This window comes from Candidatus Aegiribacteria sp. (assembly GCA_021108005.1).
Taxonomy (GTDB): domain Bacteria; phylum Fermentibacterota; class Fermentibacteria; order Fermentibacterales; family JCC-6; genus Aegiribacteria.
The window spans coordinates 1-11,788 of record JAIORS010000230.1 but is presented as its reverse complement, the minus strand read 5'-3'; the positions used below and the strand labels follow the sequence as shown (position 1 = coordinate 11,788).

Sequence of the window (11,788 nt, the reverse complement as noted above, 5' to 3'; positions counted from 1 at the left end):
TTAGTGTTTTCTGGTTTTCGGAGTTTTTATTCAGTATATTCACGGCTGCGGGCAGAGCTGTTTCAAGCTTTGTCCTTTTCATTTACAGCACCCGGGAGGTGATGAGAGTGAGTATTAAAAACGAAGTGCAGGATTACGCCGGTATTCTCGCCGGTTCTGTTCTTTTTGGAGTGGCCTATTCGTGGTTCCTTTTTCCATTTCGTGTATCTCCGGGCGGCGTCGCCGGATTGGCACAGGTTCTGTATCAGTGGACAGGCACGTCGGAGAGTATCTGGATGTTCGGATTCAATATACCGCTCTTCATCCTCGGATACATTTTTATCGGGAAGCAGTTCGGAATTCGAAGTCTTGTGGGAATGCTCATGTCGAATAGCATGTGCTGGGTTTTCCGGCCGTCCCATCTCTCATTCCTTTCCAGTTACGGGGATATTGTACACAACATAGCCGGCGAGGGGCAGCTTCCCCGTCTGGCGGTGTTTCTTACGGGTAATTCTGAGATGGACATACTTCTCGCGTCAATTGCCGGATCCTCATTGCTTGGAATAGGTCTTGGGCTGATTTTCAAATTCCGGGGTTCCACCGGCGGAACCGATATCCCTGTAGCCATTCTGAAGAAGTACACCGGTGTATCTATAAGCGCCGGTTACTGGATGGTCGAATCCCTCATCATTCTTGCGGTTGGAGTCGCATTTAAGAATCCGACTATCGTTATCTGGGCTTATCTTAACCTGTTCCTTACAAGCAGAATGACGGATTTTGCGTCAGAGGGAATGCCTTATGTAAAAGCAGTTATGATAATTACAGATAAACCCGATGAAGTTAGAGATGCCATATTCGATAAGCTCAACAGAGGAGTGACCTTTCTTAAAGCGGAGGGTGGATACAAAAGGGAAGAGAAGGATGTCATATACGTCTGCATTCACCGCAGGCAGGTAATGCTTCTCAGAAGAATTCTGAAAAAGATAGATTCCGATGCATTCATGGTTCTGCACGATGCTTACGATGTTATGGGATATGGTTTTAAACAGAGAACGTTATCTTTCTGAGGATTGCCTGAATGGACAGGCAGAAAGGTTTTGTATATTATCGCTTGAATTTAATTCAAACAGGGAGGAAATCTACATGAAAACAATGTTAATACTATCAACTGCGCTGATTCTGGCAGCTTTCGCCTGCGGTGGCAGTAATGATCCTGTCGGGCCTACACCCGGCAATGATTCGGAGTTCTATCCGCTGGCTGTAGGAAATACATGGACTTACGATTGCTCAGGCACCGTCAGTATCAGTGGAGTAGAGATGGGAACCATATCGGGAAAAACTGAAGTTGACATAACCGGAACCGAGACTCATTCAGAGGGTTTTGATGTTTTCGTTCAGGTAAACACCGTTTGCGACACCACTGAAATGGGCGGACAAACCTTTGTCACTGATTCTACCTATACAGAGTACATCCGGATAACCGACAGCGGTCTTTTCGGATATCACCACCTGGCAGATACCGATTCTTCATTTACTGTTCCATTTCCACTTCAGAACGGGGCTACATGGACATTTTCTGAAGAACCCCCTACAACGGGAGAAATTCTTTCGATGTCAGCTAACGTTACCGTAACCGCCGGTACTTTCGAGAACTGCATGGAAATGCAGACGGTATGGACCGATTCCACTATGGGCGGCATAGTCTCGAATACCGCTGATTTTGCCAGGAATGTCGGGCGAGTAAGGAATGTAACCACGATTACCGAAGGTGCGATGCTGATAACTTATACAAATAGTCTGGTAACCTACTCCCTCAACTAGCCTGCGCAGTTGGAATCAGGCATGCTGATCGATACTCACTGCCATCTTTTCATGGACCCCCTCTATAGTGATGTAGAGGGGGTTCTAGCAAGAGCTTCTGAGAGTGGCGTCAAAGGTATGGTTGTTCCCTCTGTGGAAGTTGAATCCTGGGAGAAGGTCAGAGAGCTGGCTGTTAATAAAATGGTATTTCCCGCTTTGGGGCTTCACCCATGGTGCGCGGATGAAAAGCTTGATGCGGGTAAGCTTGAAGAATTGCTTATTGAAACCGCTTCGGTTGCCATAGGTGAAATAGGCCTTGATTTCAAAATCGAAAATCCGGGGAGAAATTCTCAGATAGGGATATTCCGCACCCAGCTGAACCTTGCCGCTGAACTCGATCTTCCAGTAATACTCCACTGCCGGGGAGCTTTCGATGAAATGCTGTCCATTCTTTCCGAAAAGGAATACCGTGGAAGGATAAGAGGTGTAGTTCATGCTTTCACAAGAGGGCCTCAGCTTGCTGAGCGCTTTCTTGAACTGGGGTTTTATCTTGCTTTCGGAGGAGGAGTAACAAGGTCCCGGGCAAAAAGAGCCAGGAAATCCGCTGCCTGTGTACCTCTGAACAGGATTCTTCTTGAAACTGATGCTCCCTCAATTGGAATGGATGGTGTTGAACCTGAGCGGGTTGAACCGGCCGATGTTGCAAGAGTGTGCAGCTCGCTTGCGCAATTGAGAGGAATCACCATTGAGGAAGCGGCCCGCGCAACTACCGCTAACGCAAGAGAGCTTTTCGGTTTTCCGCAATGATTGAAAGAAGATTCGACAGGGTTGCCGACTTTCTGGGAAAGGATTCATTTCGCGCAATCCGCAGGTCGGATGTTACTGTTATAGGCCTTGGAGGTGTCGGCTGCCACGCTGCAGTTGCCCTGGCCAGAAGCGGTATAGGGAGCCTGCGCCTTGTGGATTTCGATAAGCTTACCGAAACATCCCTGAACAGGAATCCCCTGGCAGATCCGGGAGATTGCGGAAAGTACAAAGTGGATGTTGTCGCCGATAATATTCGAAGAACCTGTCCCGAAACCAGGGTTGAAGTACTTCGAGAGTTCTTTCACACCGATACCGCAGCTTCCATCCTGAAGCCAGAACCTGATGTTGTCATCGATGCCATAGACAGCCTTAATCCCAAAACAGCACTGATTGAGTATTGCGTGGAGCGGAAGATACCGGTTTTCAGCAGTATGGGAGCTTCGGGAAGAAGAGATCCTTCGCTTGTAAGAACAGGTGATATATCCGAATCAAGAAGCTGTCCTCTTGCCAGACAGCTCAGAAAATATCTGCGTAAGCGGGGAATAACGGATGGGATAGCCTGCGTATACTCAATTGAACCTGCCGGGGATAATTCCCTTCCACCGGACATTAAGGATCTGACACTCAGAAAGGGAAGGGTAAGGAACCGGATACCCAGCATGATAATCATGCCCGGAATATTCGGGTACGCCCTCGCGGGAATGGTTCTGGATCATCTTTCGGAAAGCATTAACGAATAAAGAATGGCGGGAACGTGTGGGAATCGAACCCACCCAGGATGGTTCTAGCACCCGGCACCGGATTTGAAGTCCGGGAGGGACACCAGTCCCCTTGCGCTCCCGCGGGTGTCCGTTGATTGGAACAATTGTAACATCTTTGATGCGGGTCAAGGGTTCCGCGAAATCGCAGTCGGCCCGGATCCACATAGATTATAGAGAGCAAAAAGAAAAGGGAGCCGGTGTGCCGGCTCCCAATATGCTGATATTATAATGGTTACTGCGTGATCGTCTTTATGTTTCCCCATGTTGTCTGTTCAAGAGCGCCGCCGGTGTTAATAAGGTTACAGTCATCCCAATACGCGATGCTTCCTATTGTGGTGGAGAAGAGGTCTAGGGCTGCTATTTCATCTACTCCGCCTGACTGCCATATATTTGATTCTAAGAAACCACTATTGTAGTATAAGTTCTTTGAGTTCGCATCGAGATAGATTTCGACCTTTACTTCAACCCATTGGTCGAAGACTATTGCCGCAGTAGAGCCACCCTGTGTACTTAGTGTGCCGGCATCTGTATCAAAAGTAATCTGGACAGACCAACTAGGACTGGTTGGATATCTGTTAAGCATGATGAAGTATGTATTGCCTGTGGAACTGGTTGGAATATAACACCATGCTGTCATTTCCCATTCACCGGTTGTTTCAGTGAATAACTGCACGATGTCAGTTGTATCAACGATTGCCACAGAATTAGGAGCTGATCTACTATATGAATCTGTTATAAAGGCATCATAATCTAGATTACCTCCCCAGACTTCCCAGCCGCCCTGGCCATGCAGTCCGGAGCCGGCAGCGTACGAATCGAAATTTTCGGACCAGTCAGCGCCGGCTGCCGGTACGATAAGCAATAATGCCGCGAACAGTGTTAAAAGACGAATGACATCTTTCATTTTTTACTCCTTTTGGATAAAGTTTTCGAATACACTAAAAACACTATTAAAAAATATCCCATCTGAGCATGCAGGTCAAGTCCAAACTGTGTTCGGCTTACTCCCACCAGCAGACAAGATCGGGCTCAATGATGCGTCCGAACCCAATATGATTCGGGAGGATTCTTACCGTGAAGCCCTGATTACCGGAGTGGCTGCATTCGAATAAACCTTTGAAGAAAAGTAAACCCTCTTCTTCATGACTGAAATTCAGGCGGACCGATTCTCTATCAGTCAGCCATCCATCCGGCTCTATTTTTCCGTGCTGTACTTCAACAAGGAGGTCATCAGGCTCAAGTTCCCCCGCTCGGAGAGTAACTGTGATGGGGAGAGGGTCGCCTACAGCGCATGTGCCGTTCTCAATTTCCGATTGAACCGATTCTATCCTGACGGAATGCCAGTTCTTCCGGATTTTTTCCATCCATTCAGCCAGTTCTCTGGCTCCGGAATAATTATTTTCTGACAGTTTTTTAGTTCCTTTATATGCAGGCACATAAAACTCCGATGTGTATTCGGCAAGCATCCTGTTGCTGCTGAAAACGGGGCATACGTTCTTCATCGATTCTTTGATGATTTTAATCCAGTTGACAGGGATGTCATTCTTATCACGATCGTAAAAAATCGGTACAATCTGATTTTCTATGATATTGTAAAGGGCTTTCGCCTCGAGTCTGTCCTGAAGCTCCGGATCATCGTATTCTTCTCCTGAACCTATCGACCAGCCTGTACCAGGTCTGTATGCCTCAGCCCACCAGCCGTCAGGTACACTGCAATGAATACCTCCATTGAAGCATGATTTCATGCCGCTGGTTCCGCATGCTTCCATTGGAAATCTTGGTGTGTTCAGCCAGACATCAACTCCCTGAATCATATGTCTGGCCATGTCCATGTCGTAATTTTCAAGATAGATGACTTTACCGTAGAATTCCTCTTTCATGCATAGATGGATGATCTTCCTTATCAATTCCTTGCCGGATGAATCGTGCGGGTGAGCTTTACCCGCAAAGATGAACTGAACAGGATACTCGGAATTATTAACAATTCTAGCGAGACGTTCTTCATCTTTAAGAAGGAGGGTTGCTCTCTTGTAAGTCGCGAATCTTCTGGCAAAACCGATGGTGACAATTTCAGGATCCAATACTGGAATATCTTCCAGGTGCGGTTTGAGAAGCCCCATGCGTCCTATCTGTTTCTCCCATCTTTCCCTTGCCCAGGAGATGAGCCTTTCGCGCATTCTGATATGGGCGGGCCACAGCTCTGAATTGGGGATTTTATCGACTTTTTCCCATTCTTTCGCATCTGTCTTATTGCTCGACCATCTGGGACCGACGTACCTGCTCAACAGTTTCTCCATCTCATCTGAAACCCATGTCTCCGGATGTATTCCGTTCGTTACATGCGTAAGCGGTGTGTCCGCGGATGGTAGAGCGGGCCATACATCCTTCCATATCTCCCTTGAGATCGTTCCATGGAGTTCGCTTACACCGTTTCGGAATTTCGAAAAACGCAGGCCGAAAACAGTCATTGAAAATTTGGGATTGTCATCGTAATGACCAAATTGAAGAAACTCTTCATTGGAGAGTCCAATTGCATCGATCATTTGATGAAGGTATTTGACGACCATGTCAGTAGAAAATTCCTCATTCCCGGCCGGTACGGGAGTGTGGGTTGTAAACACATTGCCTGCGGCCACTATTTCCCTGGCCTCAGGGAATGAAAGTCCTTCCTGCATAAGCTGTCTTATCCGTTCAACGATAAGAAATGCTGAATGCCCCTCGTTTATATGCCGGACAGAGGGCGTAAGGTTCATTTCGTCAAGGGCCCGCAGGCCTCCTATTCCCAGTATAATTTCCTGCTTCAGCCTCATTTCACGGCTCCCGCCGTAAAGCTGACCTGTTATATGACGGTCGCTCCTGTCATTTTCAGGTAGATTAGTATCGAGCAGGTAAAGGGAAGCCCTGCCTACTTTTATCAGCCACACAGCGGCCTTGACGGTTCTATCGGCCATCGGAACATCCACAGAGACCTGTGATCCGTCTTCACGGTAGACTGGTTCAACAGGCATATTCGAGTAATCGTTGATGAAATACTTTTCCTGCTGCCAGCCATCGCTGTTCAAGTACTGGTTGAAATAACCCTGCCTGTAAAGCAATGAGACCCCAACAGCTGTGAGGCCGAGTTCACTGCAGCTTTTAATGGTGTCTCCAGCCAATACACCAAGTCCACCGGAATAAATGGGTATGCTTTCATGGAGGCCGAATTCGGCCGAAAAAGTGGCAACAAGGAAGTTATCGTCAGCTATTTCCATCTTTTGTTTCAGTATATCAAACCATGTTTTTCTTTCGAGATAATCTGACAGTCTTTCGCTTGTTTTTTCAAGATGTGAGAGGTACACGGTATCTGTGGAAAGCTCCGCGAGCCTATCCTGACTGACATGTCCCAGAAGGCGGACGGGGTTATGAAAGGTGCTTTCCCACAGGTCGGAATCGATCCATCTGAATAATTCTATTGCCTGTGTATTCCATGTCCACCATGTGTTGTATGCTATTGCTTTTAGAGCAGCAAGCTGCTCCGGTATTCTTGGTACTACTCTGAAATTCATAGTTTTCAATGTTTGTGCCTTCCGTGAACCTTATTCCTACCCCGGGAACGATTAACTGAATTATGTAATATATTCACAGCAATCGAAATGTAATGGAGGAGACAAGTTTGAAATTACTTAATATTATGCAAATGCTTTTCATATTTAGTTTTCCGGCCGTTGGGGGTTCAATAACCAGAACTATCCATTACAATCCGGCTGATGTCAACATTCAAATGGAAGGCATCTGGGCCGTAATTGAAATGCCTGGGTCTCAGCAGAAAGGCATCCCCGGAACCCCGCTTCTGCCAGCTGTTCCTGAAGTGTTCGTACTCCCGGATGGCGCTAAGAACGTTACTTTTAGCGCAATCCCTCTGGAAGTGACTCAAATCGGTATTCCCGGCTTGAATGTTATCCCTGCTACTGAACTCAGGCCGTTAAGTTCCTCTGCAATTCATTCTGAACGACTGGCGGACCCGTTCGTGTATTCATCGGATTCTCCATTCCCCGCGGATCCGATCATCAGCTCACACACCGGTACCCTTTCAGGAATCAAAATCGCGTCCTGTCTTGTTCAGCCATGGATTTACATTCCATCAACAGGTTCGCTTAACATCATAAATGAAGTTGAAATGACCGTGACCTGGGAGGAAGGTTCTTTCTGCGATCTGACCACAGAGCAGACAAGGGTTGCTCGAAGCAGGATCAGTGTTCTTGAGGGGGCTCCTTACCAGGCTTCTTCATGTGGTTATTTTCCTGTTCAAGCGGGTGATGCTCAGTACCTTCTGATTTGTGACAGTTCATATATTGAAACCATGGAACCGCTTGCTTCTTTTCATGAGGACAGTGGTTATACAGTTGAAATTGCTGCCGTTCAGGATATTCTATCCTCCGGGACCGGCATTGATGACGCGGAAAAGCTGCGGAATTTTATTAAGAACAGATTTCTTTATCACGGGACTATCTTTGTTCTACTTGCGGGAGATGAAACACTCGTTCCTGTACGAATGGTTTACACTTACTGCGAAGGCTACTCTGATTCGGCCTCTGTCGATCTTTATTTTGCAGACCTTGACGGAACGTGGGATGGCAACGGAGACGGAGATTATGGCCAGCCCGATGATAATCTTGATTTGTACGCTGATGTGTTACTTGGACGGGCACTCTTCTCCACAATTGATCAAGCGCAACTATTCGTTCAGAAGAACCTGACCTACCAGGAGCATCCGCCAACCGGAGACTGGCAGACAAGAGCTGTTCTATGCGGTTCGGTACTGTTTGAGGATATCGGATATACTGCGGACAAAGGATGCGATTCCATCGCCGTTGAGCTTCCTCCGTACTGGGATGTGAATAAGTTCTACGAGGAACTGACAGGTGGTGGTTTCTCATCACACATTCCCCTGATAAGCAGCGGTACCGCATGGAATCATTATGCGGGACATGGAAATGAGAGAGGTATTTACTGGTCTGCTGCCCCTCTGGGAATGATGACAAACTGGATAGCATCGGACAGCATTCATAACGGCAGTAAAGCAGGCATACATACCAGTATCGCATGTCGTCCAGGCGAATATACAGGTAAGGAATGCTGCGCCGAGGCTCTTCTTAACAATCCTTATGGTGGCGGAGTTGCTGTCATGTTCAACACGAGTTTCGGCTGGGAGGGTCATTGGCCTTCCCTCGGGGCCAGTGAATGGATGTGTATAGATCTCGCGAGGCAGGTTTTCCGTTATCAATCTTCCAGTTTGGGGCTTGCCTTCTCAATCGCGAAAGACCTCAGGATTCCCTATATGGACGGAGGATACGACCGCACATTTCAGAGTGTGCTTTCCTGGAGCGCTTTTATGGATCCGGCTCTCAGGGTCATGCGGACCGAAGGAGGCGGACCAACACCTCCCGTGCCTTTCACTGTCTCATCCCCGTATCCCAACCCGGCGGAGAGGGATGCGCCGGTTTCCTTTTACGTAGGTTTCGATGAGGGAATCGCAATAGTATCGGTACACGATCTTGCTGGAAGGCTTATCTGGGAAACAGCAATCACTATATCGCAGAGAGTAAGCTGGGAGGGAACTGATTTCGCAGACAGAAGAGTTCCTGCTGGAGTCTACATTATTTCTGTCAGCAAGGGTGATTGCATTTTAAGCCGCCTCGCCACCGTACTCGATTAGCCCTTATTCACTTCTGAGATTCTGCTGTTCGATTCTGATTGACTCACTTCGATAATATGTTGATCTGCCGTTTTTCATCGGGAAATGGAATACTTCGATAAGCTTCCATGTATCAGAACCGGAAACAAAAAAACATTCAACATGGAGGTTAAGAAAATGAGACAATTGATAATCGCGGTTATGATTCTTACCGCTTCGGCCTTTTCCATTGAGCAGTCCATGGATGAGACCGGCAGCGGCAGAATGCAGGTTCTGGGAGAAGACGGGGTTGTAGGAGATCTTCCTCTGCAACACACATCTGTTGTGATAGATGTAAGCGGCAACCTGCAGAGGGCCACTGTTCGGCAGGTTTACGGTAATCCCTACGATGAGGTTATCGAAGCCATCTATACATTCCCTCTTCCTCAGAGCGGTGCCGTTGACAGGATGAACATGTATATCGGCGACAGACTTATCGAGGGAAAGATACATGAACGTCAACTGGCGCAGCAGATATACAACGAAGCCATCGAAGCGGGTCAGACAGCGAGCCTTCTGGAACAGGAACGTCCCAACATCTTTACCCAGACCGTCGGTAACATTCTTCCGGGTGACAGCATCGTAATCGAAATAAGTTACGTGGCGCCGATTGAATACGATGACGGGGAGTACGAAATCGTTTTCCCGATGGTTGTGGGGCCGAGATTCGTGCCATCAGGTAATTTCGTGAGAAGGATCTTCGATATGTACGAAGTCTCCACTTCGGTTGAAGATGCCGATAGAATTACACCACCTATCGTACCGGAAGGTACCAGAACGGGGTACGATATTGAGCTTTCAGTCAACCTGAATCCGGGTGTGGAAATTCAGGAATTCGAATCAATCAACCATGAAGTGGATATGAAGTTTGACTGGGGCGGTACAGTGACCGTCTCTCTTGATAACGATGATGAGATACCGAACAGAGATTTCGTTTTCAGGTACACAACTGCTTCCGACAGAATTCAGAGCGGAGTTATCGCGCACAACGGTGAAATGGGTGGACACTTCATGCTCATTCTGCAGCCTGACGCTGACATCGATGTTGATGAAATCACGCCAAAAGAGATGTTCTTCGTTGTTGACTGCTCCGGTTCAATGGGCGGCCAACCCATGGAAGTTGCCAAGGAGACTGTAAGACAATTCGTCCGCGGAATGAACCCGGACGATACTTTCCAGATAATGAGATTCAGCGAGACCGCGAGCAGCATGTCCCGGACTCCACTCAGTAATACCGAGAGTAACATTGAGCAGGGAGTAAGGTATATCAACAACATGAGCGGTACCGGCGGGACAGTGATGATAGAGGGTGTAAGGGCTGCCATTGGCTACCCCGAAGACCCGGAAAGGATGCGCTTCGTCATCTTCCTTACCGATGGATTCATAGGCAACGAAGCGGAGATTCTAAGCGAACTTAAGAACACCCTCGGTGAAAACACTCGACTGTTCAGTGTAGGCGTAGGCTCCAGCCCCAACAGGTTCCTTATTGAGGGGCTTGCTGAGGAGGGCAGGGGACATGCTTATTACGTTGGACTGAACGAAGACCCGGACGAATCGGTCGCCGCCATTTACAACAAGATTAACGATCCATATCTGGTTGGAATCGATATCGACTGGGGCGATCTTGATGTTCATGATATCTACCCCTCGAAGATACCGGATCTCTATGCGGGAGAACCCCTTGTAATAGTTGGCCGGTACGATGGCTCCGGAACCGAGACAGTCCGTCTTTCGGGCACTGTCGCCGGTGAGCGGTGGGGACAGGAACTGAGTGTAACACTTCCATCCCATGAAGAGGCCAACGATGTAATCGCAACCCTCTGGGCCAGGAAGAAGATCCATGATCTTACGCGAAGCATGTACGATTGCTACGGCTACTTAAGCCAGGATCAGAACATTGTAGATGAAATAACCGATACCGCTCTTGATTACCAGATAATGAGCGAATACACGGCATTCGTCGCTGTCTCAGAAGAAGTTAGAACCGACCCTGACAGCGGTGAGCCGATAACGGTCCAGGTTCCCGTCAACATGCCCGATGGTGTTTCATATGAAGGCATATTCGGTTCTAGGAGTGAGGGTGATAGAGGCGGAATGCATTTCGCAAGAACTTCCAACAGGCCTGTGGCTGCTCAATCTGCCTTGGGTAGCGGTGGATACGCTGTAAGCGGAGCTGTGGATGCCTGTGAGGAATGTGTAGTGAGTGAGGATATTGACGGAGCGTACTATTACGGCGATGAGTACGAAACCCAGTGGATCGCCGATGTAAGTCATATCTCTGTTTCACCCACACTCGGGCTTATGCCTTCCATAGTACGTTCGGCGGCAAGGCAGCTTGTCACGGATCTTACTGAGGTCTACCAGGAATTCGTTGAGGGGATCGAAGGAGAAGATTGGCCTATCGGCACTGTCACATTCAATGTTACCGTTGATGGTTCAGGTAACGTAATATCTGTTTCGATTACTGGCAGCGGCCTTGATAATGATCTTGATGATGACCTCTGTGAGGTTCTGGAAAACCTCAACATACCTGCGCCACCTGACGGAGCAGGTACGATTCAGATACAGTACGATTTCCAGAAAATCTGGTAGTACCGGACTTGCCAGGAGAAATGGGGTGGGAGAAATCCCGCCCCATTCGAGGGGTCGGACGTAACTTCTGGTCACTTACAAAACAGCGTATTGTGAAATAAATTGCAGCAGCAGTTGCTTTACAAGCTTTTCAGTT

General features: G+C 48.0%; 8 protein-coding genes and 1 tRNA gene. 6 read left to right on the top strand and 3 right to left on the bottom strand.

Going from position 1 to position 11,788, the window contains the following annotated elements:
* The 4 genes from K8S15_14925 to K8S15_14910 all read left to right on the top strand — a co-directional run.
* Positions 1–1,046, top strand: a 1,046-nt coding sequence (locus K8S15_14925) for a YitT family protein (GenBank protein MCD4777326.1), incomplete at its 5' end; no start/stop codon positions are given.
* 76 nt (positions 1,047–1,122) lie between these two features.
* Positions 1,123–1,800, top strand: a complete 678-nt coding sequence (locus tag K8S15_14920) for a hypothetical protein (protein ID MCD4777325.1) — start codon at positions 1,123–1,125, stop codon at positions 1,798–1,800.
* 21 nt (positions 1,801–1,821) lie between these two features.
* Positions 1,822–2,586 (top strand): TatD family hydrolase, encoded by a 765-nt coding sequence (locus K8S15_14915; protein ID MCD4777324.1) that lies wholly within the window; start codon positions 1,822–1,824, stop codon positions 2,584–2,586.
* Entirely contained in the window at positions 2,583–3,326 is a 744-nt protein-coding gene (locus tag K8S15_14910) for a tRNA threonylcarbamoyladenosine dehydratase (GenBank protein ID MCD4777323.1), read from the top strand. Before K8S15_14915 ends, K8S15_14910 begins: the two co-directional genes overlap by 4 nt.
* 4 nt (positions 3,327–3,330) lie before the next feature.
* Here K8S15_14910 and K8S15_14905 read toward each other — a convergent pair.
* The 3 genes from K8S15_14905 to glgP form a co-directional block, all read right to left on the bottom strand.
* Positions 3,331–3,427: transfer RNA gene (locus K8S15_14905), tRNA-Sec, on the bottom strand.
* A 152-nt stretch (positions 3,428–3,579) separates the two neighbouring features.
* Positions 3,580–4,251, bottom strand: a complete 672-nt coding sequence (locus K8S15_14900) for a hypothetical protein (GenBank protein MCD4777322.1) — start codon at positions 4,249–4,251, stop codon at positions 3,580–3,582.
* A gap of 97 nt (positions 4,252–4,348) precedes the next feature.
* Positions 4,349–6,892 carry an alpha-glucan family phosphorylase gene (gene glgP, locus K8S15_14895; protein MCD4777321.1) on the bottom strand — a complete coding sequence of 848 codons (2,544 nt, stop codon included), beginning with the start codon at positions 6,890–6,892 and terminating at the stop codon, positions 4,349–4,351.
* A gap of 107 nt (positions 6,893–6,999) precedes the next feature.
* Between glgP and K8S15_14890 the strand changes: the two genes are divergently transcribed.
* The gene (locus K8S15_14890; protein ID MCD4777320.1) at positions 7,000–9,042 is read left to right on the top strand and encodes a hypothetical protein; all 2,043 of its coding nucleotides are present in this window, start codon (positions 7,000–7,002) and stop codon (positions 9,040–9,042) included.
* 156 nt (positions 9,043–9,198) lie between these two features.
* Complete coding sequence (locus tag K8S15_14885) at positions 9,199–11,652, top strand: VIT and VWA domain-containing protein (GenBank protein MCD4777319.1); 2,454 nt, start codon at positions 9,199–9,201, stop codon at positions 11,650–11,652.
* The last annotated feature ends 136 nt before the right edge of the window (positions 11,653–11,788 follow it).